We start from the raw sequence: 22107 nt of genomic DNA on the forward strand, positions 1-22107 counted from the left end.
GCGGGCGCGGGCTACGAGAAGAAGGCGGCGAGCTGGGCCGGGCTGGGGACGTCCGCCCCGGTGCCGGGATCGCCGGGATCGCCGGGATCACCGGTGCCGGGGGAGGTGCCCGGCGGAGTGTCCGGTTCCGGCACCGGTTCCGGTTCGGGAGCCGGTTCGGGAGCCGGCGAGGGCTTCTGTCCCGGCCTGGTCACCGGCTTCGGGAAGTCCAGTGGATCGCTGTCCTCGTCGCGGTTGACCGTCGCGAACATCCAGTTGGACTCGGCGAGCTGGTCGATCACCTGGGCCAGCAGATAGTCGGTCGGTGACCACTCGGCGGCCTCGCCGTTCAGCTCGCGCGCGATCGCACTGTCGCGCGGAAGGTGCCGGAGCAGCACCGCGAGCCGACGGGAGGAGAGCCGGCCCCGGTGCCAGTCGAGCAGGTCGAGGCCGTAGTGGCGGAGCAGATCAGCCTCAAGGGCCTCGGCGTGTTCATCAACGAACGCGCCGAGGCTCAGCCTTCCCCCAGGCCGAGCCCGGTCTCCTTGCCGTATGCCTCCAGGATGGCGGCGATGTCCTGCATGGTGACGTCGTGGCGCTCGAAGCGGGTGAACTGCCGTTCTCCAAGAAGGAGTCGGAGCAGTCCGTCGACGTCGTTGTCGTCGAGGTCGCGGAGCTTGCGCGCAGTGGTGCGGTTCAGCTCGGTCGGCAGTTCAAAGCTGTCCTCGTCGAGATCGAAGGACCAGGTGCGGCCGAGCGCTTCGAGGCGCTGGGCACGGGCGGCGTTGACGTTGAATCCGGCCATGGGTGTCTCCGTTCGAAAGATTGCGGAAGATGTCGGAAGAGGGCCGGGGCGGCCCCGGACAGGGAGAGTGTCCGGGGCCGCCCCGAGGGGGGACTGACGAGTGCCCGGTCAGTCATGACCGACCGGGCGGCCCGGTCAGGCGTACGCCGAGGCGTCGTCCTTGATCCGGAAGCTCGCCAGCGGCGCGGCGTCGTCCACGGCCAGGGCCGTGAAGGTGATGCCGAGCCGGACGGCGCCCGTACGGGTCAGGGAGATCTCCTCGGTCTCGGTGACCTGGCCGCGCGGGACCACGAAGCGGTAGCGCGAGGCGCCGTCCACGAACTCGACGCCGATCGCCCGCTCGTCCGGACCCGGGGTGTTGGCGAGGTCGTACTTGTACTCACCGGCGACCCCGCCGGCCGTGACCGCGCCACCGCCGAGGAAGAAGGGCAGGGTGTGCTTGTTCAGCTGGAGGAGCTGGAACTTCACGGTCAGATCGCGGTCGGAGTAGATGAACCGCGCCGGGCTCACCGACTGCCAGGTGTCGACCGGGTCGATCTTGTCCTTCTTGTTGAACTTGATGCCGTCGGTGGTGGTGTAGCCCAGCTCGGTCCACTTCGCCGCGTCCCAGGCGATGGTGGCATCGGCGGGGGCTGCGGTACCGGCGGCGGCGAAGAGGACCTTGCCCGATCCGGCGACGCGGATTTCCTTGCCGTTGTTGCTTCCAGCCATGTGAACTCCTCAGTTCATCCTGATCAGTTCGTACTGATCAGTGGTGCGGATATGGCAAAGGCCCCGCCGGAGAGGCGAGGCCCGTCTGTGGGGTGGTGTGTGCCGCTACGCGGGGGGTGCGGGGCGTACGGAGAGCCGGATCGTGGAGAGGTAGCGGTTTCCGGCGGGCCGGTTGTAGTCGGGCAGCCAGCGCGGCCCGTCCTCCTCGCTGACATCGCTGACGAACGCGGTGCCGTACGAGGTGCCGGTCAGCTCCAGTACGCAGGCCCGGGCGGCCAGCGCCAGGGTGTGGGCCGCGGTCTTGTCCGGCCCGTAGACCTCAAGGTCCAGCAGCGGCCGGTCGAGGTTGAGGTCGTCGACCCAGGCGCCACCGACGCGGGAGACGAGGACGGCTCGCTGGGTGCCGTCGAACACGGCCGGCGGGCGGTTGTCGACCGCCGCCCCGGTCAGTTCGGGGCGGGTCTTCAGGAAGTCGACGACGAGTCGTTCGGCGTCGGGGAAGGTCAGTGCTGCCACATGGACGCTCCCTTCTCGGGCTGCTCGGAAGGCAGCGGAGGCGGTTGGGAAGGCGCGAGGGTAAAGCGAGAGACAACGCGAAGGGGCAACGCGAAGGGGTAACGCGAAGCGGCAGGTCCGCCGCCCTTGCCTGGTGGCCTTCGGGCGCAGCTCTGCCGCTGCATCAAGTGTGACCCGGGGTGCCGGATCCCGCAACTGACCATGTGTCAGCGCATGCGAAGGGCCCCGCCGGATGCTCCGGCGGGGCCCTTTCACACACTTACGGCGGTCGGTCAGCCGGGGGCGGACCCCGGGGCGATGTCATGGGCGCTGCGTTCCGCCGCGAAGACGTCCTCCAGCCGGTACAGGCTGCGCCTGCCCTGCCGGCCCGCGGCGGCCAGATGGCCGCGCTGGACCCATTTGCGGATGGTCGCGGGGGAGACTCCGGCCTCGGAGGCGGCGAGGTCTCCGGTGATCAGCGGGGTTCTGAGGGCGGTGGCGGTCATCACGCGGCCTCCCGGGCGTCCGTGCGGGCGTCCGTTCCGGTGTCCGCGCCGGTGTCCGCGCCGGCGTCCTGGACGGGCGGGCGGTCGCACACGGGGTTCACACAGCGCACCTCGTCCCGCTCGGGGAAGGCCCGCAGTGAGACCGAGGAGCAGCCCCGGCAGCGGCCGGGCAGCCGGATCATCTGCTCGGGATCGCCGAGGGCGTGGGCGCAGCGCCTGGCCATCCGCCGGGCCTCGTCCTCGACATGGGCGGCGAGATCGGCGTCGGCGTCGATCCGGTCCAGCACTCCGGCGATCCGGCGCAGCCGTACGGGAACGGGCGCGGGGCGTACGGGGCGCAGGGCGAGGCGTTCGCGTACCGCCTCCTCCAGCTCCGCCACTCCGTCGGTGATATCACGCAGGGTGTCGGAGACGAAGAGCCTGACGGGCGAGGATCCGCCGCCGGTGGGCCGGGGGCCGCGCGGGCCCGCCGGGGCGCGGCCGGGGCTGGGGGCGAGTTCGTCGAGGAGTTCGGGGAAACGGCGGGCGAGGGCATCGAGCCAGAGTGCGGCGCTCATGCGGCGGTCTCCTCGGGGGCGAAGTCGAGGTCGAGGTCGGAGGCGGGGTCGAGGTCGAGGTCGGGGGCGGTCGCGACGGCCCGGCCGTTGCGCCAGAGCCGGCCGCCGCTCACCCCGTCGAACCAGGTGCGCTCGGGATCCACGATGGTTTGGCACTGCCGCTTAATGGGGCAGTAATTGCAGGCGCGCAACGCTGGCGCCGCTTCAACCGGATTGCGGGTGAAGACGGAACGCTGGGGAAGCTCGGAGCAGGCGGCTGCCCTGCGCCAGTCGAGCTCATCGGCATCAACATCAAAATACCTGGTCAGAGGAGTTTCAAGGGATTTCGATCGGGTACGCACGTGCAACCCCTCCCTGGGTGTGCGAACATTTGTTCGACAGTTGCGGACGCGAGATCAGAGTTACATGGTGCGAGCGCGTGCGCAAGTGACTACGCTCCGGAGGCAATGACCACGTAATGTCGTCAACGGGCTCCGCATTCGGGGCCGTTGATATCCGGCCACTGAGGCCAAGCTGTGATACGCGCGCGTGCGCACTGCTTTGGTTGCGCACGCGCTCGGTACGCTGTCCCCGCGACGAGGGGAGAGCGAGAACATGGGTTCCAGCTCGTGGGCCAGCGCCCACAACGACCAGGGATTTCGCGGGGAACAACCGCGCGGTCGCACCGAGGGGCTTGAGGAGTTCGCGGCATGGATCGAGGATCTGATGCGCGGGCGGGGCTATGACATCGACAATCCGCGCGGTGGCGGCAAGTCAAAGCTCGCCGATGACGCCGGAGTGCACCGCGCGGCCGTCAGCAGACTGCTCCAGCGGCAGAGCATGCCCGATCTGGAGACGATGCGCAGATTGTCCGCCGTACTGTCCGTCCCCTTGCGGGACATGCTGATCCGGTCGGGCAGGCTGTCCGAGGACGACCTCCCGGTGACCGTTCATCGCCACCATGAGGAGGTGAGCGGACCGCAGCGCCTCACGCCCGAGGAAGCGGCACGGAGAATGGGGGTACCCACCGAGCTGAGGGAGACATTCGTGAAAGTCGCGAAGCAGTTCCTGCCGGAGGGGACATAGCGGCTCCCAGGGGCGGGCCGACGGGGGTGTGAGGAGTGCGCAGTGGTCAGAGAGGCGGACGAGGAAAGTCACGAGGGGGAAAGGTCCGGGTCCAGGTCGGGGTCCGGTCGCGGTCACGCCGAATCAGAGCGTCTGTCCCGTCTGCTGGCCGAGTTGAGCGAGAAGGTCCGGCAGGCGGGAGTCGAAGGAGTCCGCATCCTGACCGAGGACGAGATGCAGCGTGACCAGCTGCTCTGGTTCAGATCCGGCTGGGAGGAACACGGCCGCGCCATGGAACCGGAGCGACCGGGCCCCGGCACACGCCCCGCGGACCGCCCCGGCGATCACCTGGGCGACGACGGACCCGACGGCGGCCCCGACAAGGACCCGCCGCCGGACAACGGCCCTGGCCGGCTGCTGCGTTTTCCCAGCGGCGCGGGCCAGCGGCCCACCCATCCACTGCCGATAGTGGGCGCGGGCGATGCCTCGGTCCGCGATCTGATGCCCCACCGGCCACGCACCCGCACCCGGGTCCGGACCCGCGACGTCCGCGCCCGTGACTCGGATCCCGTGACAGGGGGCGTGAAACGGATGCCCGACACGGATGACCAATTGGGCCCCTACTGACCGGCCCGTCCCGTCCTATTGCACGGTGATGACGCCGGCCCGGGCCGCCGGGACCACCCGCACCGGCGCCGTCCGACACACGGCTCAGCCGGACGGCGTGCCCGGGTTCCACATCCCGAACCACTGCTCGGCACCGTACGCCTCAAACCGCTCCACCTCGGTGAAGCCCAGCTTCGCCGCGAGCCGCATCGAGGGGCCATTGGCCGTCTGCGTCGCCAGCACCACTGGTTCGCCGGGAAGCTCCCCGGCGAACCAGTCGAGCACCGCCCCGCACGCCTCGGCCGCGTATCCCCGCCCCCACGCCTCCGGCAGAAACAGATAGCCGAGCTCGGCCTTCCCCTCGGCCTGCGGCAGATATCCCGTCTCCTTGGTGAGCAGAATGTGTCCGATCAACTCTCCATCCAGCTCCACCACAAAACGCCCGGACCGCGATTCAGGTATCTCGGGCACCTCCCGCTCCACCTCCTCACGCGGCCGAGCACCCCCCAGGTAGGCGTGCACCTCCGGCGAGGCGAGCAGCCCGATGTACGCCTCACGGTCCCGGGCCAACCGCTCGCGCAGCACGAGCCGTTCGGTCTTGATCGGGGCGGGCGGCCAGGTGACGGATCCGAGTTCGCTCATGGCGGGCAAACTATCCGACACCGCCGAACAGAACGCGATCAGCGACGGCGCTCCCTCACTCGGAAATCACTCAGGCGTCGCCCCCGTCCCGCGGGGCGAAGGCCGCGAGGGCATCGGCATCGGTCGCCCGAGCGTTCAGGAAATAGTCGGCCCACTCCGCGATCCCCGGATAGGACGAGTCCTGGCGGAGCCGGGCTGTCGCGGCCCCGACGTCGAATTCGGTGACGCGGAGTTCGACTCCCGGGCCCAGGAGGGCCCAGTGCGCTCCGGTACGTCCGTAGGGCATGCCGACGCTGCCGGGATTGACCACGAGCCGGCCGTGGGCGAGGCGGACGAACGGCATATGGGTGTGGCCGCAGACCACGGTGCGGATGTCTCTGTCGAGACCGCTGAAGACTTCCTCCCAGCGGTCGAGGCGGGAGTCGACGAGGACGACCTCCTCGTCGTCCCGGGGGGTGGCATGGCAGAACAGCACCTCCCCCAGGCCCCTCACGGGCAGGGAGAGCGATCGCGGCAACGAGCCCAGAAGATCGAGATGGTCCTCGCGGAGCTGCGCGGCAGCCCAGGGTGCGATCGGATCGGGGATCGTTTCGCGCTGCCCCCGGCGGTATTCGAGGAGTTCGCGATCGGCGTTGCCACTGATCCATCCGACGCGGTCGCCGAGAGTGGTCAACAGATCCAGCACCTGCGCCGGTTGTGGACCGGCGGCGATGTCGCCGGTGAGCACGATGCGATCGGCGGCCCTGACATCCGGTTCGGCGAGCACCGCCTCCAGGGCCGGCAGGACTCCGTGAATGTCGGACAGGACGGCTACTCGGTTCAACATGGTCTTCACTGTCGGGTGGGGACGGCCGGGCGGCGAGACCTTTCGCCTGACGCGTAGCTCCAGGGCGGGCCCGAATCGATTCGGCCCATTTGGCCGGCCGCGTCCTCCTCAGACCGGCAGCTCCCACCCCGGACCGTCCTCCGCACCGATCCACACACGCTGACCGGCACCGGCACCGGCACCGGAGACCGTGATGCCGAAGCCCTCCTGCTGCGGCTCCCCCGCCGCCCGCCAGCGCTCGACCGCCGCCTCGACCCGATCCCACAGACGCACCGGCCCACGCTGCACCACCGTCCAGCCCCCACCGGGGCCGGACGTCGTCCGCGCCTGCGAACCGGTGGACACGTCCCACAGGATCTGCTGGGAACCAGCGCCCATCCGCTCCGCCGACGGCGCGGCGAGCTGGGCCACCCAACTCCCGCTCCAGGTACCGATGATCGCCGGGTCGATCCGGCTCGGGCGCTCCTCACCGGGCAGCAGAGGCAGAGTCGGGCGCGGCGGACGGTCGTGGGGGCGGGCGATCATAAAGCTGGTGTGCCCGGGGAGAAAACGGCCGATGGCGGTGCCGGGACCGGTCACGGTGAGCAGTGCCAGACCGGATGCGTAGCTCCACCCCGAGAGCGTGACCAGGATCTTTCCACCCGGCTTCACCTGATGCAGCCACGGCAGAGGGATGTACCGGACCGAGCAGGTGGCGATCAGCCGGTCGTACGCTCCCCCCTCGGGGTCCCCCCGCAGACCATCCCCGACGATCAGCCGGGGCGCGTACCCGGCGGACATGAGGGCGGAGGCGGCGGCCTCGCCGACCACCGGGTCGTACTCGACGCTGGTGAGATTCCCGTCCCCGAGGCGGTGCACGCCAAGGGCGGTCGAGTACCCGGTTCCGGTGCCGATCTCCAACACCCGGTGCTCCGGCTCGGCTTCAAGCTGCTGCCACATGCGCAGCACCAGCGAGGGCAGGGTGGACGAGGACGACGGAGAGCCCTCCACGGTGGCGTCCGTGACATCGTCGGGCCTGATGCGGCCGTCGAGCTGGGTGATGAGCGTCCGATCGGTGTAGATCCCCTGGAGCCACCCGTCATCGCCCTGCCGGGCCGGCCGGTAGCGGGTCGGGACACTGCCCGGGACCTGCTCGAAATAGGACCCGGTGAACAGCTCCCGGGGCACGGCCTCGACGGCACGGAGCCAGTCGGGGTCGGTGAGCGTGCCCTCCTCGGCAAGTGCGTTCGCCAGCTCGGTGCGCAGTCGGACGGATGTGCTCACGCTTCGGAGCCTTTCTGTAACCGGTCGGCGATGGCGTGTGCGACCGCGTCCGTTATCTCCGCCGGCTGCCAGGCCCACTGTCCGTTGGGGTTGCACTCCAGGAAGTACCAGGCGTCATCGGCGGTCACCGCGAAGTCGAAGGCGCCGTACACCAGGCGGAAGTGATCCCGATAAGCGGCGACGGAGTGCGCGACCGCTTCGGGGACAGCGATCGGTGTACACCGCATGAGGTCCTGCCGGTGACGCCAGTCGAGATCAGGGCTGTCGATCCGGGCCCCGAACAGCCGATCGCCGACGGCTGTCACCCGTGCGTCGAATGCCTTGTTCACCTTGGCCTGGAACATGTGCGGGCACACCGCCACAGCGCTGGTGATCTCATGCCCGTGCACCTCCCGTACCCACACGCTGTGCGGTCGCCCGTCCACACGGCAGGGCGTCCTGTCCGTCCAGCTCGGGAGGCCCCTCGTAGGGCGAGGGCCTGCGGACCCAGACCGATCGCACCTGTGTGAGATCGAGTGTTCGGCTCGGGGTGCGCAGGGTGCCTCGCTGTTCGTCCGTGCCGTACACGGCGGACAGCGAGGCACCGGTGTACGGGTCGGTGCCGGGGTCGAGACGGGCCACGGGAACCCTTCGCGCGGCGAGTATCCGCAGCACCACGTCCGAGGTCACGTCGTAGCTGTTGGTCAGCACCAGCACCGACCCGCGTCGGTCGGACATCAGTCGGACTCGTCCTGGTCGTAGGACTCAACACTGTCGGAGTCGGTCGCTCCGTCCGGCCCGGAGCCGTCGCCCGGGGTGGTCGTGGTCGAAGTGAGGCCGCTGGTACTGGTGCCATGACCACCCAGCTCGATCGTGCGCCCCCGTTCGTCCACGATCACGGCGGCCTGTGTCTCGGGGTCGATCACGGGCGCGTACCGCAGGATCGTGGAGGTGGCCGCGTACGGCCCCATCCTGCCGATGCCCCAAGGTGTGAGCCTCCGCGTCATCTGTGCTGCGCCTCCTTCTCGTTCGGGTACCGGCCGCCGCTACCGCGCACCGCGACGCACTGGTGTCGATAGGGAGCGTAGGGAGGCGCTTTCCCCTTGGACAGGAAATTTCTCAGAGTTTCTGGCGACTCACTCGCAGGGGTTCGTGGCGCGCCATCAGGAGCCATCTTCCGAGGCCTCGGGAGCAAGGTCTTCGATCACTCGATTGATGATCGCTCGCGCTGCCCTGCCGTAGTCGGCGACGGCCGCGAGCCGCTCAAAAGCACTGCCGTACAGCCTGACTTCCTGTGGCTGGCGGAGGTCGAGTTCGGCCGAGAGTGTCTCAACGAGCACTCGTTCGTTGTCGTAGATCCAGAATCCATGCCAGGGCGAGATGACATATTGGGTCTCGAAACCGATGATGCCGAAACGCACATGGGGGAGCTGTGACAGTGAAACAAGCCGGTCGAGCTGCCCGAGCATGGCACCCGGAGCACAGAGACGAAACCTGAGCGCCGCTTCGGTGAGGACGAAGTGGAATCGCTTGTCCGACCGGTACAGGATCTCCTGGCGTCTCACTCGCTCCTTGACAGCTTCATCGATGTCATGGGGAAGGTTCAGCCGACGGGCACCTTCGGCGAAGCGAGCACGCGCGTACTCCGGCGTCTGAAGAAGGCCGGGAATTACGGTCGCTTCAAAAGCACGGAAGAGCCGGGTCCTCTGGTCCCACGAGATCAGCTCTCGCTGGTGGGGCTTCAACCCGGCACGAAGGACGCGCTGCCATTCGGCGTGCTGCACTTCGAGCGTGTGCAGCGAAGCGAGCAGAGCTTCGGTCTCGCCTTCGGCCCCCGTGGCCCTGGCCCACTTGCGGATGTCGTCATCGGCGGGTGTCTGCCGGCCGTTCTCCAGCTTGGACACCTTGGAAGGCGGCCATGACAATGACTCCGCGAGCTGCCTGCCGCTCATACCGGCGGCTTGGCGAAGCTCGCGGAGTCGTTTGCCCAGGGCGCTCCTGGCCTCGTGGACGTTAGACGAACCCGAGGTGTTGTTCGGTGGCAAAGTCATCCCGTCGGATGGCGTGATGCCAAGCAGTATCGCGCCAATAGTTGTGCTGTACGACCTCATTGACGTCTTCAACGACCTCGCCGCCGAGGAAAGCGTCGGAATCGTCGAAGTGCATACGTACCAGCTTGCGCGAGTCGAACAGCCAGTAGTCGTGGTCGGGGAGGTGCTCGGCGGCTGCCCGTTCGCGCGTCAAGTAGCGAATTTCCTCACCCGCCCCGTTGGTGAACTGGGCACACCACACACCGAACCTGCTGTAGTCGGTGAGCGGCAAGCTGACCACTCGTACACGCGTGAAGCGTCGCCCCTCGAACGCGGCATCACGGATCATCGCCAGCCAGTCCTGCATCCATGGCAGGTCGTCCTTCTCCCGCGCGAGAAACTTCCGCAGCGACTCGTTCTCGTAGTCCGCGTCGTAGCGGTCACGCACTTCAAGACGGAACGCCGTGTGCTCGAAAGAATGGAAGATCTTGCCGAACTCCTCTCCCGTCAAAAAGCTCAGCGCTCTCCCTCCTCCATGTAGCGGCGGGCGTACATTTTGAGCACGTCTTCCGGGATCTCGATCAGAGTCTCGTTGTCCGGGACCTCACCGACATCAGCCAGCACCTGAGGGTCGGTCACCTTCCAGCCCTGCGCGATGTAGGTGACACGGTCGATGCGGTCGGTGGCGAACAGCGTCGGGGAGTTGCCGATCTGGGACTCGGGGTCCTTGCCGAGGAACCGAGCACGCATGGGATATCCCTTGCTCGAAACTTGGCGAACTGTTCTCACACATGGTGAGACGGCCGCCTCGAACGGTCAAGGGTGCCGAGGGGCACAGATGAGGTCGCCGCGTATGTGCCCACCCACGATCGCGGGCATGGATCCCATGCAGCTCGACGGCCATGTCCGCAGAGGGCCGGTGGACACTCTCTCTGTGGCGGACGCGTCACGGCAACTGGATGCGGTCACCCGCTATGTGGCTCAGGCCCGGGAAGACCTCGACCGGCTTGAGGGGAGCCGGGTCGTATGGAAGCGGGCGGCCAAGGAGGCGCTGGCCCAATACGGCAAGGACGATCCCGCCGGCGTCGATCAGGTGCTCGACAGCATCAACCTGCTGTCGAGCAACCCCGCACAAAGCGAAGCGTGAAGGGGCCCGGGCCCGCAGGCCGGATGGGTGGTGGATGCGGGCTCGGGCCCCGGTTGGGGGGAAGGGGGGGTCAGATGAGGTCGCCGCGGCGGGCGTCGTCGGGGTGGTAGACCGCGAGTGCCCAGATGATGAACACGTCGATGGCGATCATGATGACTGCCCAGATCGGGAGATAGGGCAGGAACAGGAACTGCGCGATCAGGCTGATCGACGCGAAGAAGATGCCCGCGTACCGCGCCCAGGCGAGGTTCTTCAGGACCCCGTAGCCGACGATCACGAGACAGATCCCGAGGATCAGATGGATCCAGCCCCATCCGGTGAGGTTGATCCGGTAGACGTAGTCGCCCACCCGGCCGTAGACGTCGTCCTCGCCGATCGCCGCGATGCCCTGGAGGATCGCGAGGATCCCGTTGCAGAACATCAGGACGCCCGCGAAGACGACGCCTCCCACCGCCCAGCCGCTGTTGTGGGCGGGGTCGGAGCTTCGATGGGAGTGCGGCGGTGGCGGTGGCGGAGTCCCGGCCGGTCGCTGTGATGCGTCGTGGCTCATGGGACCTCCCTTCCTTGGCCCCGTACGCCCAACGCGGACGGGGATTCGAGCGTCAGCCCGGTCGGGTGCCACCGCCATTCGGATTCGGCCGTTCGGGTGAATTCCCCGGATGCTCACGGGGCCCGTCACGGCTCCCGTCCGATGCCAGGAAGTCCAGCAGGGCCATCGCGAAGAGGAGCGCGAGGGCGATGCCGACCACCACCCAGGCGGTCGGGTGGCTCCAGAGGAGGCAGGTCAGCACGGCCGCGGCGACCAGGACCCATACGACCCAGCGGCGATGGCCGCGGAGCCAGGGGCCGACCGGTCCGGTGCGCAGGCCGGCGTGGTCGGCGACGCCGCGGAGGGCGGTGATGCCGGAGTGCCAGAGGCGGCGGACGGCGAGGGCGTGGCGGCCGGGGCCGGTCAGCCAGGCGGCGAGGGCGATGACGACACCGAGGGTGACGACCATGCGCACGGTCGTGCGGAGGAAGCGGACGAGCGCGTCGTAGACGGCGGAGGCGGCGGGCTGGGAGACCCCGGCGGGCAGCCGGTCGAGATAGACGGCGCGGAAGGCGTCGAGCGCGATGCCGAGCAGGAGGAGGGCCGCCGCGACGCCGAGGGCGGCGGCGACGACGGCGCGGCGGCGGCGGACGGCGAGGAGGACTCCGGCGACCACGAGGACGAGGGCGGCGACCGGGAGCCAGATGCCGGCGAGCTGGAGCAGCCGGAAGCCGGTCTTGAGCTTGCCGATGTCGTCGGAGCGGGCGACCACGAAGGAGGTGTGGATCTCGGGGATCTTGGCGGCGACGGTCAGGCCGTCCGCCACCAGTCGCTGTTTGACCTGGTCGACGACGGGGGCGAGATCGATCTCCACCGCGTTGTCGGTGAGCTTGACCGCGCCGCCGCCGCTGCCGGTCAGCGCCTTGTCGAGGGAGTCGTGGACCTTGCGGTTGGCCTCCGTCCACAGGGTCTTGAAGGCGGAGGAGGAGACGATGGCGTCCGCCTTGTCGCGGACGAAGCTCCTGAGGGCGCCCTCCAGCGGGCCACTCAGCTTCCCGAGCGCCTGGGCCAGCTTCGGCCGGTCGGCCGGAGCGACCTCCTCCAGCAGGGAGTTGAGGTCGATGTGGCTCATCACGGCGTCGGCGACCCGGTTGGCCACCGCCGCCTGGACGTCCGGGTCGGAGGCGAGCGGCGCGACCGTGGCGACATAGCGGTCGGTGTCCCCGACCTCGTCGGCGGTCCAGGAGGCGACGGCCCCCAGCGGGGCCAGCACACAGCCGAGGACGATCAGCAGGGCGGCGAAGAACGACCGCACCCGGTGGTGGTGGGGGCGGGGCGGCGGCCCGGCCTGCTCCAGCGCGGCGATCCGCGCCCTGAGCCGCTCCAGCTCGCTGTCGTCCGGCAAGTCCGGCACCGCCGCCACCTCTCCCCGGGCCGCCCGTCGGCCGCGTCCAGACGTCCGTCCAGACGTCCAGGGAACGCGCCGCCCGGACCGGCGGCGACCCTTGGCGGGCATACGGGTGGGAGCGGGCGCGCCGTTCACCCGTACGGGCCCGCCCCCGCGCCGGGCCGATCGCTCTCGCCTTGCATGGAGTCATGCGTACCTCGCGTGCCCACGGACCGACCGCGCCCGGCGGGCCCGTATGAGCACGCCGCCGAAGGCCGCGGACCGGCCCGCCGCCCCCGCCGAATCCCTGCGCGGCATCCTCCTCAGCCGCGGCTACGGCAAACTCCTGCTGCTCTCCGTACTCCTCGGCGTCCCCATCGCCCTGGCCTGCTTCTTCTTCGTCAGCCTCCAGCACGAGATCCAGCACGCCGTCTGGGAGTCCCTCCCCCGGGCCGTCGGCCACGCCGAGCCGCCCTGGTGGTGGCCGCTGCCCTCGCTGCTGCTCGCGGGGCTGCTGCTGGCGCCCGTGGTGACCCGCCTCCCGGACGGCGGCGGCCATGTGCCGGTGCACGGGCTCGGCGGCCCGCCGCTGGGGCCGCGCGCGCTGCCCGGGGTGGTGTTCGCCGCGCTCGCCACCCTGCCGCTGGGGGTGGTCCTGGGCCCCGAGGCCCCGCTGATGGCGCTCGGCAGCGGGCTGGCGCTGCTCGCCGTACGGTCCGCGAAACGCACCGCGCACCCCGAGGCGGCGATGGTGCTGGGCACCGCCGGATCCACGACCGCGATCTCCACCATCCTCGGCGGGCCGCTGGTCGCCGCCGTGATGATGGTGGAGGCGGCCGGCCTCGCCGGACCCCGGCTGGTGGTCCTGCTGCTGCCCTGCCTGCTGGCCAGCGGCGTCGGCGCGCTGGTCTTCACCGGCTTCGGCGAGTGGACCGGGCTCTCGATCGGCGCGCTCCGGCTGCCCTCCGTACCGCCGAACACCGGCCCCGACGCGGGGGACTTCCTGTGGGGCGTCCCCGTCGCCGTGCTGATCGCGCTGATCGTCGGCTCCGCGCACCGGCTCGGATACGTCACCGAGGGGTGGACCGCGCGGCGCACCGCCGTCCGCACGGTCGCCGCCGCCGTCGCGGTGGGCGTCTGCATCTCCGCGTACGCGCTGGTCACCGGACGTTCCCCGGCCGAGGCCGCCCTCTCGGGGCAGGTGACGCTGGGCGCGCTCGCCGCCGATCCGCACGCCTGGCCGGTGGCCGCGCTGGTGATGCTCGTCCTCTGCAAGGGCGTCGCCTGGGGCATCTGTCTGGGCGCGCTGCGCGGCGGGCCGATCTTCCCGGCGGTACTGCTCGGCGCGGCGGCCGGGGTGGCGTGCTCGGGGCTGCCGGGGTTCGGTACGACAGCGGCGCTGGCGGTCGGCATCGTCACCTCGGCGTCGGTGGTGACCAGGCTGCCCGTCACCAGCGCCGTACTGGCCGTGCTGCTCATGGGCCCGGACGCGAACAATCAGATGCCGCTGATCGCCGTCTGCTCCGTCGTCGGATTCATCACCGCTCAACTACTGGAGCGAAAAAGCCCGCCCGGTCCATCATGAGGTACACAGCACGGAAAAAAGGCACGAAGAGGGGCGGGGATGGACGATCGCGAAGTAATGTCCGGCGGGGTCAACAGCGTCATACGCGAGGGTACGAGGGTGATCCGGCCGACCGGGCCGTGGTCACCGCTCGTCCATGGCCTCCTGCGGCACGTACGGGCCAGGGGCTTCACCGCCGCGCCCGCCGTGCACGAGGTGACGGACGACGGCTTCGAAGTCCTCGATTTCATACCGGGCGAGGTCAGCGACTACCCGGCCACCCCGGCCGCGGCCTCCCGTACCGCCCTGGAGAGCGCGGCCCGGATGCTGCGCGCCTTCCACGACAGCACGGCCGGCTACGCGCGCACCGGCGAGGCCGAGCCGTGGATGCTGCCCGCCAGAAACCCCGCCGAGGTCATCTGCCACGGTGACTACGGCCCCCACAACTGCGTCCTGGACGGCGGCCGGGTCATCGGGGTGATCGACTTCGACGCCGCGCACCCCGGCCCCCGGATCTGGGACATCGCCCTCGCGGTCTACCGCTGGGCCCCGCTCACCGCGCCCGCCAACGCCGACGGCTTCGGCACCACGGAGGAACAGGCGCTGAGGGCCCGGCTCTTCTGCGACCGGTACGGACTCGATCCGGCCGGGCGCGCGGAGCTTCTGGACACCGTCGTGGAACGGCTGCACTCCCTGGTCGCGTTCATGCGCGCCCGGGCGGTCGCCGGGGACGCCGCCTTCGCCTCCCATCTGGCCGACGGGCACCACGTCCAGTACCTCGCCGACGCGGAGTATGTGAAGGACCGGCGGGCCGAGTTCGAAGGTTTTATCCTCGACGACCGCTGAGACGACCGCTGAACGCGCGTACGAACACGGCACGGGGAGGACGGGGGGACGGAGGGGGACCACTCCCGGAACCCCGTCCTCCCGGCGGCGGTCGGTGTCACACTGACGCCCGGTACTCCGAAGGGGCCATACCGTGCCGATGATCCGCAAACTGCGCAGAGCGATGCGCGGCGCCTACCGCCGCACCGTCGACCTCAGCCACCCCGCCCGCTCCCCGCTCGGAAGCACCGTCGTCAACTGCGTGGTGTACGAGGGCGGGGTGCGGCAGCCCTGCGACGGCGACGCCCGGGAGGCGCTGCGCCAGGTGCGCAAGAACGGCAGCGGATTCGTCTGGATCGGGCTCCACCAGCCGACCGAGATCCAGCTCGCGGTCTTCGCCGAGCTGTTCGGGCTGCACCCGCTGGCCGTCGAGGACGCCGTACAGGCCCATCAGCGGCCCAAGGTGCAGCGGTACGGCCGGGACGGACAGGGCGGCACGCTGTTCGCCATCCTCAAGACCTGCCGTTACGTCGCTCATGAGCAGCTCACCACGGAGAGCGAGGTGGTGGACACCGGGGAGCTGATGGTCTTCGCCGGCGCCGACTTCGTGATCACCGTCCGGCACGGCCCGCACGGCTCCCTCGGCCCGCTGCGCGAGGCGCTGGAGGCCAGTCCCGAGCAGCTCGCCAAGGGGCCGGCCGCCGTTCTCCACGCCATCGCCGACCAGGTCGTGGACGACTATCTCGCCGTCGCCGACGCCGTACAGCACGATGTCGACGCCGTGGAGAGCGCCGTCTTCAGCGAGGACGCGCGGAGCGCCGACGCCGGGCAGATCTATCTGCTCAAGCGGGAGTTGCTGGAGCTGAAGCGCGCCGTCGCCCCGCTGGAGCGGCCGATGCGCTCGCTGGCCACCGCGCCGCTGCCGCCGGTCGGGCCGGACATGCAGCCGTACTTCCGCGATGTGGTCGACCATCTCGCCCGGGTGAACGAGCAGATCAGCGGGTACGACACCCTTCTCGACTCGATCCTCCAGGCCCATCTGGCACAGGTGACGGTCGCGCAGAACGAGGACATGCGGAAGATCACCGCATGGGCGGCGATCATCGCCGTGCCGACGATGGTCTGCGGGATGTACGGGATGAACTTCGACCATATGCCGGAGCTGCGCTGGACCTACGGCTATCCGCTGGTGCTCGGCGTCATGGCGACGGCCTGTGTGGTCATCCACCGGGCGTTCCGCCGCAACGGCTGGCTCTGAACGGCCCATGGGACCCGGCCCCGAGTCCTAGTCCTAGTCCCAGTCCCAGTCCCAGTCCTAGAGAAAGGTCACGAAGAGGCCGAGCGCCAGCAGGGCGACGAGACAGCCGTAGAGGGCGAGAGTGAGGGAACGCGCCTCGTCGGAGGGGTCGCTGCGGCCCGCGCTGGAGAGGCGGAGCGCCGAGGTGGCGATCAGGAGCAGCGCGGCGGCGGAGAAGGCGGCGATCAGGGGCAACGGGATGGCTGCGAGCAGGGATTCGATCACCCGGCGACCGTCTCACGCGCTGTCGGGGCCCGCACCCGGAAGTACTCCGTCCCGGTAAGGGCGTTGGCGGACGATCGGGTACGCGGTCCGAGCCACGCCGGTGTCGCCGTCTTACCGGCGGGCGGTGTGCGGGCTACCGTGGGGGCGGGACTTCGGGAGGTCGCCGCGATGGATGTCACGCTCGGGACGGGCATCGGCGGTGAACCGGTTTCACTCGCCGGGCCGGAGGCGGTGTGAACGGCTGCCGTGTTCAGTACGCGCCGCCCGCCGACCAGTCGCGCAGCGCGATGGGTTCGTGTCTCCGGGCCAGGTTCGACACGGCCATGCGGCGGCTCGCGGCCCATCCGTACGGCCATGGCTCGACACCCGTGAAGGGTGATCATGACCGCCGTGAGGCGACGGTCGCGGGAGCTGTCGTTCGCTATTACGTCAGTGCGACCGTGCTGACGGTCTCGGTGGTCCGGGTCGTTTACGTCTGAACCGCGCCGGACCTGCCCGGAGTTCGGGAGGGGCCCCTGGGTGCACAGTGCCGGTGCGATGGGTCCGACAAGCGTCTTATTCACCCTTTCGGGTGATTCCTACCCTCTCTGGGCCGCATGCGTCCTACCTTGCGAATGTGGCGGGAATTAAGCAGTTGAGCGCACTGGGAATCGCGGCGGTACTGGGTTCACAGGGGGTGGTGGCGGCCGCGGCTCCGAGCGGGCCGGTGGAGAGAGCCGTGGTACGGGCGGTGCCGTCGAAGGCGGTTCCGCCGGTTCCGGGCGGCGCGGGCGGTGTGACGAGTGGGCCGAACGGCCGAGTGCCGCCCCAGGTCTCGGCGCGGGTGTCGGTACGGATCCATCTGCCCGGACTTGTGTGCGCCCATGGGTCGGCGGCCGGCGGCGGGCCGAGGCCGGTGTGGGTGAAGGTCTCCGTGTCGGTGCGGGTGCTGCGGCCCTGTCCGGAGCCGCCGGAGCCGCCGGAGCCGTCACCGCCTCCCGGCCCGAGGCCCACCCCGACCCCGCCCCCGACGCCGCCGAAGCCGACCCATACGCCGCCGAAGCCGACCGGCCCGCCGGAGCCTTCACCAACCTCGACGGGATCGCCGACACCGACCCGGCCCCAGACCCCGACCCCGACCCCGACCCCGACTTCGCCGACGTCACCGACGGCGTCGCCGACGTCCGGGGCCGGGAACCCGGCCGCCCCCACCTCCTCGGCCACCACCGAACCCGTGTCCTCCCGGTCCACCGGGTCCACGGCCACGGCGGCGAGCGGGACACCGGAGGCGTCCGAGAGCCGCCGCGCGGACGCCGGACCGACCGCCGCCGGGCCGTCGTCCTCCACCCCGGGCGAGCTCTTCCCCGTACGCCGGCACCGCCCGGCCGCCGAGCGGCCCAGGATCCAGGGGTTTCCCCTGGTCACCCTGGTGCTGATCATCACCGTTCCGGCCGTTCTCGCCGCCGTCATGCTGCGGCCCCGGCGGTCGCGCGGCTGAGCCCGCACGGGCCCGGCCGGGGCCCCGCCCCCGTACCCCCACGCGTACATCCATACGTACATCCATACGTACATCCACATGCACAGAGCAGCACAGAACAGACAGGGAGGTCACCATGGCCGAATGGCTGGTCCTGACCATCGCGATGGCCGCCACCTGCGCGGTCCTTCTCGCGGTCATCCTGCTCAGTCAGAGCAGACACGGAGCCCTCACGGCCGGGGAGGAGCCCCGCGAGGTGCATACGCCCGACGTTCTCGAATACATGACGATGATGATCGGCGTCGTCTACGCCATCGTCCTCGGTCTCGCCATGGCCGGGGTCTGGGAGGCCCGGGGCGCGGCCCAGGACAACGTACGGCGGGAGGCACAGGCGCTCCATGAGATCACCCAGCGCGCGGAGGTGCTCCCGGCCGATGTGCGGACGAGGATCCGCGCCGACATCGGCGAGTACGTCTCCTATGTGGTGCACACGGAGTGGCCCCGGATGACCCACGGCAAGGAGCTGTCGCCCCGGGGCGGCGAGCTGCTCGAAGCCGTACGGAAGGACATCACCCGCCGGACGCCGGCGAACAGCCTGGAGGCACAGGTCTACCAGCCGATGGTGGAGCAGGCGGCGGTGGCGTTCGACGCCCGGATCACACGCGAGGAGAACGCGGGCGCCACGCTGCCGGTGGTGGTCTGGTACGGGCTGATCGGCGGGGCGGTGGCGACCATCGGGCTGATCTTCACCATGCGGATGGGCGGCAGCTCCCGTGAGCTGCTGATCGCCGGGCTGTTCAGCGCGCTGATCACTTTCCTGCTCTTCCTGGTGTGGGACTTCGACGCGCCGTTCGGCCGGGCGGGCTCGGAGACGGCGACAGCCGATGCGTTCCGTCGGCTTTTCCCCGGTTCGACCTGAGTCCCGACCCGGCCGACGGCCGGAAAAGGGTGCGGAACGGGGTACGGAATAGCCAGGAAGGGCCTCTCGTTGTAGAGTTTGGTTCAACATTCAACCATCCTCATTCTGGACATCGAGAGGTGAGCCTCATGCAGTTCGGCATCTTCACCGTCGGCGACGTCACCACCGACCCGACCAACGGGCGCACGCCGAGCGAGCACGAGCGGATCAAGGCCACGGTAGCCATCGCACGGAAGGCCGAGGAGGTCGGGCTGGACGTCTTCGCGACCGGCGAGCACCACAACCCGCCGTTCGTGCCCTCGTCCCCGACGACCCTTCTCGGCCATGTCGCGGCCCGCACCGAGAATCTGATCCTGTCCACCTCGACCACCCTGATCACCACCAACGACCCGGTGAAGATCGCCGAGGACTACGCCTACCTCCAGCATCTGGCGGACGGGCGGGTGGATCTGATGATGGGCCGGGGCAACACCGGGCCGGTGTACCCGTGGTTCGGCCAGGACATCCGTCAGGGCATACCGCTGGCGATCGAGAACTACGCGCTCCTGCGCAAGCTGTGGCAGGAGGACGTGGTCGACTGGGAGGGCAAATTCCGCTCGCCGCTCCAGTCCTTCACCTCGACCCCGCGCCCGCTGGACGGCGTCCCGCCGTTCGTCTGGCACGGCTCGATCCGCTCCCCGGAGATCGCGGAACAGGCCGCCTACTACGGTGACGGCTTCTTCCACAACAACATCTTCTGGCCCATGTCCCACACCAAGAAGATGGTGGAGCTCTACCGGAAGCGGTACGCCCACTACGGCCACGGCACCCCCGAGCAGGCCATCGTCGGTCTCGGCGGCCAGGTCTACATGCACAAGAACTCCCAGGACGCGGTCAGGGAGTTCCGTCCCTACTTCGACAACGCACCCGTCTACGGACACGGGCCCTCGCTGGAGGAGTTCAGCCGGCAGACCCCGCTGACCGTGGGCACCCCCGAGCAGGTCATCGAGCGCACCCTCGGCTTCCGTGAGGCCGTCGGCGACTACCAGCGACAGCTCTTCCTGGTGGACCACGCGGGGCTGCCGCTCAAGACGGTGCTCAAGCAGCTCGACATCCTCGGCGAAGAGGTCGTGCCGGTGCTGCGCAAGGAGTTCGCCAATCTGCGGCCGGCCGGAGTGCCGGAATCCGCTCCGCTCCACCCGGCGGTCATCGCCGCCCGTACCGCGATCGCCGAGGAGGCATGACGATGAGCAGCACGATGAGGGGCACACTGAAGCTGGTGGCGGTCTCCGCCGGTCTGAGTGTGCCCTCGTCGACACGACTGCTGGCCGACCGGCTCATCGAGTCGGCGCGCGAGACGCTCGCCGCCGAGCACGGGACGGACGTAGAGGTCCGGATCGTGGAGCTGCGCGAGCTGGCGGTCCCGATCGCCAACCATCTGGTGACCGGATTCCCCTCGCCGGAGCTGGCGGAGGCGATCGAGGCGGTGACCGAGGCGGACGGGCTGATCGCGGTCACCCCCGTCTTCACCGCGTCCTACAGCGGGCTCTTCAAGTCGTTCTTCGACCTGGTCGAGCCGGACGCGCTGACCGGGAAGCCGGTGCTCGTCGGCGCGACCGGCGGCACGGCCCGGCACTCGCTGGTGCTGGAGCACGCGCTGCGCCCGCTCTTCGCCTATCTGCGGGCCGTCGTCGCGCCGACGGCGGTGTACGCGGCCTCGGAGGACTGGGGCGGCACGGGCGATCCGCTCACCGACACCCTGCCGACGCGGATCGGCCGGGCGGGCAGGCAGCTCGCCGCGCTGATGGCGACGGCGGAACGCCGGACGATCGACGAGGTGCCGGTCCTGTCCTTCCCGTGACAGGCCCGGCTCCCGGACTTCCGGAGGCGCTTTCCGGGAGCGGAGGCGGCACTGGCGGGCGCACATTCTTCTGTGCGCGCTGTCAGTGCCGCCTTCTATCGTTTTGGGCATGGCCCCTGTACTCATCGGTCGCAACCGTCCCGCGAGCGTTCCGCGGACCCACACCGCCCGGGCGACGGAGAGGCCGGGACAGGAGCTGTGAGGCGCGCCGTTCAGTGGCCGCCGGGCCCCGGCCCCGGCCCCGGGCCCAGAGCCCTGGGCTCCGGTCGTGGCTCCCGTGTCACATCGGCCACGACACAGGCGATGTTGTCGGGGCTGCCCGCGGCATGGGCCAGGGCGATCAGCGCGTCGACCGTCTCCTCGGGCTCGGCGACGGTGGCCAGCGCGTGCTGGATCCGCTCGTCGGGCACGGCGGTGAAGAGCCCGTCCGAGCAGAGCAGATACCGGTCACCGGGCAGGGCCTCGTGCAGCCGCAGATCGGGGACGGCGGTCGTACCGCCGTCGAGGGCCCTCAGCAGCAGGGTCCGCCGAGGGTGCGAGGCGGCCTCCTCCTCCGTCAGCGAACCCGCGTCGATCATCGACTGGACCACGGTGTGGTCATGGGTGATCCGGGAGAGCGCGCCGTCGCGCAGCAGCAGGACCCGGGTGTCCCCGATATGGACCAGGCCCAGCCGGGAGCCGGATCGCACCAGCGCGGTGAGCGTCGTCCCGGACCCTCCGAACCCTCCGGAGCCCCCGGACCCTCCGGACCCTTCCAGCGCGCCGATGGCGGAGTTGGCGCGGTCGACCGCGTCCTCCAGGGCGTTGAGCAGATCGCCGGCGAGCGGCGGCACTTCGGGGCGGGCCGGCTCCCGGAGCGCTTCGACGGCCGCCGCGGCCGCGTCCCCTCCCCGGTCGCCGAAGCCGTCCGCGACGGCGAGGAGTCGGTGGTCGGCGTAGGCGATGTCGTGGTTGGCGGTGCGGACGGCCCCCCGGTCGGTGCGGGCGGCGTAGCGGATTCCCAGAGCTGTCATGGCGGTGGTGTCCTTCCCCGGTGACGCGTCGAGCTGATCGGCGAGGAAGAGCGCCAGATCCCGGCGGACGGCGGTCTCCGCCTCCACCCGCGCCCAGTGGGCCCGGACGGCCCGGGCGGCGGCTGCCGGGTCCGGTCCGTGGAGATCGCAGACCTCACGGACGAGCGGCAGCGGCATCCCGATCCGCCGCAGCCAGGCCACCAGCCGGGCCCGCTCAAGCTGCGACCGCTCGTAGTACCGGTATCCGGTGTACGGGTCGACGCTCGCCGGGGGCAGCAGCCCCAGCTCGTCGTAGCGGCGCAGCGCCTTCGCGGACAGTCTGGACGCCCGGGCGAACGCCCCTATCGTGAGCCGGTCCATGGGGTCCCCTCCTCGCGCCGGGCGGTCGGCCCGGCCCGGCCGATGCTGGTCCTTCCCCGGGGGAGAAGGTCAACCCCGGCGGCCGGGACACCCCCGGCCGGG

General features: G+C 70.1%; 31 protein-coding genes. 10 read left to right on the forward strand and 21 right to left on the reverse strand.

Annotated features, from left to right (window positions below):
* Positions 1 to 11: 11 nt before the first annotated feature.
* The 7 genes from IE247_RS34945 to IE247_RS02305 form a co-directional block, all read right to left on the reverse strand.
* On the reverse strand, positions 12 to 377 hold the full coding sequence (locus IE247_RS34945) for a hypothetical protein (protein ID WP_373305489.1): 366 nt from the start codon (positions 375 to 377) through the stop codon (positions 12 to 14).
* 116 nt (positions 378 to 493) lie between these two features.
* The gene (locus tag IE247_RS02280; protein ID WP_190121110.1) at positions 494 to 784 is read right to left on the reverse strand and encodes a hypothetical protein; all 291 of its coding nucleotides are present in this window, start codon (positions 782 to 784) and stop codon (positions 494 to 496) included.
* Positions 785 to 919: 135 nt separating this feature from the next.
* The gene (locus tag IE247_RS02285) at positions 920 to 1495 is read right to left on the reverse strand and encodes a phage tail tube protein (RefSeq protein ID WP_190121111.1); all 576 of its coding nucleotides are present in this window, start codon (positions 1493 to 1495) and stop codon (positions 920 to 922) included.
* Positions 1496 to 1600: 105 nt separating this feature from the next.
* Positions 1601 to 2011, reverse strand: coding sequence for a hypothetical protein (locus IE247_RS02290; protein WP_190121112.1), 411 nt, complete (start codon positions 2009 to 2011; stop codon positions 1601 to 1603).
* 272 nt (positions 2012 to 2283) lie between these two features.
* The gene (locus IE247_RS02295; protein ID WP_190121113.1) at positions 2284 to 2496 is read right to left on the reverse strand and encodes a helix-turn-helix domain-containing protein; all 213 of its coding nucleotides are present in this window, start codon (positions 2494 to 2496) and stop codon (positions 2284 to 2286) included.
* Complete coding sequence (locus IE247_RS02300) at positions 2496 to 3053, reverse strand: hypothetical protein (protein WP_190121114.1); 558 nt, start codon at positions 3051 to 3053, stop codon at positions 2496 to 2498. Before IE247_RS02300 ends, IE247_RS02295 begins: the two co-directional genes overlap by 1 nt.
* Positions 3050 to 3196 carry a hypothetical protein gene (locus IE247_RS02305; RefSeq protein WP_190121115.1) on the reverse strand — a complete coding sequence of 49 codons (147 nt, stop codon included), beginning with the start codon at positions 3194 to 3196 and terminating at the stop codon, positions 3050 to 3052. The genes IE247_RS02300 and IE247_RS02305 overlap by 4 nt, the downstream gene beginning before the upstream one ends.
* A gap of 562 nt (positions 3197 to 3758) precedes the next feature.
* Between IE247_RS02305 and IE247_RS02310 the strand changes: the two genes are divergently transcribed.
* Positions 3759 to 4118: a helix-turn-helix domain-containing protein gene (locus IE247_RS02310; protein WP_229868562.1), complete on the forward strand. Its 360-nt coding sequence runs from the start codon at positions 3759 to 3761 to the stop codon at positions 4116 to 4118.
* Between the two features lie 153 nt (positions 4119 to 4271).
* Entirely contained in the window at positions 4272 to 4724 is a 453-nt protein-coding gene (locus IE247_RS02315) for a hypothetical protein (protein WP_190121117.1), read from the forward strand.
* An 84-nt stretch (positions 4725 to 4808) separates the two neighbouring features.
* On the opposite strand, the gene IE247_RS02320 is transcribed toward IE247_RS02315, so the two are convergent.
* From IE247_RS02320 to IE247_RS02355, 9 genes are all read right to left on the reverse strand, one after another.
* Positions 4809 to 5345 carry a GNAT family N-acetyltransferase gene (locus IE247_RS02320; protein ID WP_190121118.1) on the reverse strand — a complete coding sequence of 179 codons (537 nt, stop codon included), beginning with the start codon at positions 5343 to 5345 and terminating at the stop codon, positions 4809 to 4811.
* A 70-nt stretch (positions 5346 to 5415) separates the two neighbouring features.
* The gene (locus IE247_RS02325; protein ID WP_190121119.1) at positions 5416 to 6171 is read right to left on the reverse strand and encodes a metallophosphoesterase family protein; all 756 of its coding nucleotides are present in this window, start codon (positions 6169 to 6171) and stop codon (positions 5416 to 5418) included.
* Positions 6172 to 6279: 108 nt separating this feature from the next.
* Positions 6280 to 7434, reverse strand: a complete 1155-nt coding sequence (gene tgmC, locus IE247_RS02330; protein WP_190121120.1) for an ATP-grasp peptide maturase system methyltransferase — start codon at positions 7432 to 7434, stop codon at positions 6280 to 6282.
* The gene (locus IE247_RS34120) at positions 7431 to 7778 is read right to left on the reverse strand and encodes an MvdC/MvdD family ATP grasp protein (RefSeq protein ID WP_229868491.1); all 348 of its coding nucleotides are present in this window, start codon (positions 7776 to 7778) and stop codon (positions 7431 to 7433) included. The genes tgmC and IE247_RS34120 overlap by 4 nt, the downstream gene beginning before the upstream one ends.
* A 31-nt stretch (positions 7779 to 7809) precedes the next feature.
* On the reverse strand, positions 7810 to 8151 hold the full coding sequence (locus IE247_RS34125; protein WP_229868493.1) for an MvdC/MvdD family ATP grasp protein: 342 nt from the start codon (positions 8149 to 8151) through the stop codon (positions 7810 to 7812).
* A complete protein-coding gene (gene tgmA, locus IE247_RS02340) occupies positions 8151 to 8420 on the reverse strand; it encodes a putative ATP-grasp-modified RiPP (RefSeq protein ID WP_190121121.1) in 270 nt (89 codons plus the stop codon). Before tgmA ends, IE247_RS34125 begins: the two co-directional genes overlap by 1 nt.
* Positions 8421 to 8576: 156 nt before the next feature.
* Positions 8577 to 9524: a helix-turn-helix domain-containing protein gene (locus tag IE247_RS02345; RefSeq protein WP_308433180.1), complete on the reverse strand. Its 948-nt coding sequence runs from the start codon at positions 9522 to 9524 to the stop codon at positions 8577 to 8579.
* Positions 9427 to 9954 carry a DUF6879 family protein gene (locus tag IE247_RS02350; protein ID WP_229868498.1) on the reverse strand — a complete coding sequence of 176 codons (528 nt, stop codon included), beginning with the start codon at positions 9952 to 9954 and terminating at the stop codon, positions 9427 to 9429. The genes IE247_RS02345 and IE247_RS02350 overlap by 98 nt, the downstream gene beginning before the upstream one ends.
* A 5-nt stretch (positions 9955 to 9959) precedes the next feature.
* Complete coding sequence (locus tag IE247_RS02355; protein WP_190121123.1) at positions 9960 to 10193, reverse strand: hypothetical protein; 234 nt, start codon at positions 10191 to 10193, stop codon at positions 9960 to 9962.
* A 127-nt stretch (positions 10194 to 10320) separates the two neighbouring features.
* Here IE247_RS02355 and IE247_RS02360 point away from each other — a divergent pair, with 127 nt between their 5' ends.
* The gene (locus tag IE247_RS02360) at positions 10321 to 10590 is read left to right on the forward strand and encodes a hypothetical protein (protein ID WP_190121434.1); all 270 of its coding nucleotides are present in this window, start codon (positions 10321 to 10323) and stop codon (positions 10588 to 10590) included.
* Positions 10591 to 10660: 70 nt separating this feature from the next.
* Here IE247_RS02360 and IE247_RS02365 read toward each other — a convergent pair whose 3' ends face one another.
* Together IE247_RS02365 and IE247_RS02370 are read right to left on the reverse strand one after the other, a co-directional pair.
* Positions 10661 to 11140 carry a DUF7144 family membrane protein gene (locus IE247_RS02365; RefSeq protein WP_190121124.1) on the reverse strand — a complete coding sequence of 160 codons (480 nt, stop codon included), beginning with the start codon at positions 11138 to 11140 and terminating at the stop codon, positions 10661 to 10663.
* Positions 11141 to 11192: 52 nt separating this feature from the next.
* A complete protein-coding gene (locus tag IE247_RS02370; protein ID WP_229868501.1) occupies positions 11193 to 12533 on the reverse strand; it encodes a hypothetical protein in 1341 nt (446 codons plus the stop codon).
* A gap of 229 nt (positions 12534 to 12762) precedes the next feature.
* Between IE247_RS02370 and IE247_RS02375 the strand changes: the two genes are divergently transcribed.
* From IE247_RS02375 to IE247_RS02385, 3 genes are all read left to right on the forward strand, one after another.
* A complete protein-coding gene (locus IE247_RS02375; protein ID WP_190121125.1) occupies positions 12763 to 14091 on the forward strand; it encodes a chloride channel protein in 1329 nt (442 codons plus the stop codon).
* Between the two features lie 39 nt (positions 14092 to 14130).
* A complete protein-coding gene (locus tag IE247_RS02380) occupies positions 14131 to 14916 on the forward strand; it encodes an aminoglycoside phosphotransferase family protein (RefSeq protein WP_190121126.1) in 786 nt (261 codons plus the stop codon).
* A gap of 139 nt (positions 14917 to 15055) precedes the next feature.
* Positions 15056 to 16153 carry a magnesium and cobalt transport protein CorA gene (locus tag IE247_RS02385; protein ID WP_190121127.1) on the forward strand — a complete coding sequence of 366 codons (1098 nt, stop codon included), beginning with the start codon at positions 15056 to 15058 and terminating at the stop codon, positions 16151 to 16153.
* Between the two features lie 57 nt (positions 16154 to 16210).
* On the opposite strand, the gene IE247_RS02390 is transcribed toward IE247_RS02385, so the two are convergent.
* On the reverse strand, positions 16211 to 16417 hold the full coding sequence (locus tag IE247_RS02390; protein ID WP_229868504.1) for a hypothetical protein: 207 nt from the start codon (positions 16415 to 16417) through the stop codon (positions 16211 to 16213).
* Positions 16418 to 16704: 287 nt separating this feature from the next.
* On the opposite strand from IE247_RS02390, the gene IE247_RS02395 reads away from it, so the two are divergent.
* On the forward strand, positions 16705 to 16896 hold the full coding sequence (locus tag IE247_RS02395; protein ID WP_190121408.1) for a hypothetical protein: 192 nt from the start codon (positions 16705 to 16707) through the stop codon (positions 16894 to 16896).
* Between the two features lie 124 nt (positions 16897 to 17020).
* Here IE247_RS02395 and IE247_RS02400 read toward each other — a convergent pair whose 3' ends face one another.
* Positions 17021 to 17974 (reverse strand): hypothetical protein, encoded by a 954-nt coding sequence (locus IE247_RS02400; RefSeq protein ID WP_190121128.1) that lies wholly within the window; start codon positions 17972 to 17974, stop codon positions 17021 to 17023.
* A gap of 35 nt (positions 17975 to 18009) precedes the next feature.
* Here IE247_RS02400 and IE247_RS02405 point away from each other — a divergent pair, with 35 nt between their 5' ends.
* The 3 genes from IE247_RS02405 to IE247_RS02415 all read left to right on the forward strand — a co-directional run bounded on the left by IE247_RS02405 (position 18010) and on the right by IE247_RS02415 (position 20632).
* A complete protein-coding gene (locus IE247_RS02405; protein WP_190121129.1) occupies positions 18010 to 18792 on the forward strand; it encodes a bestrophin-like domain in 783 nt (260 codons plus the stop codon).
* A 128-nt stretch (positions 18793 to 18920) separates the two neighbouring features.
* The gene (locus IE247_RS02410) at positions 18921 to 20015 is read left to right on the forward strand and encodes an LLM class flavin-dependent oxidoreductase (RefSeq protein WP_190121130.1); all 1095 of its coding nucleotides are present in this window, start codon (positions 18921 to 18923) and stop codon (positions 20013 to 20015) included.
* A 2-nt stretch (positions 20016 to 20017) separates the two neighbouring features.
* Entirely contained in the window at positions 20018 to 20632 is a 615-nt protein-coding gene (locus IE247_RS02415; protein WP_190121131.1) for an FMN reductase, read from the forward strand.
* 212 nt (positions 20633 to 20844) lie between these two features.
* On the opposite strand, the gene IE247_RS02420 is transcribed toward IE247_RS02415, so the two are convergent.
* Positions 20845 to 22005, reverse strand: a complete 1161-nt coding sequence (locus IE247_RS02420; protein ID WP_190121132.1) for a MerR family transcriptional regulator — start codon at positions 22003 to 22005, stop codon at positions 20845 to 20847.
* Between the last annotated feature and the right edge of the window lie 102 nt (positions 22006 to 22107).

The sequence above is a fragment of the Streptomyces inusitatus genome, from assembly GCF_014651115.1.
GTDB lineage: Bacteria > Actinomycetota > Actinomycetes > Streptomycetales > Streptomycetaceae > Streptomyces > Streptomyces amakusaensis.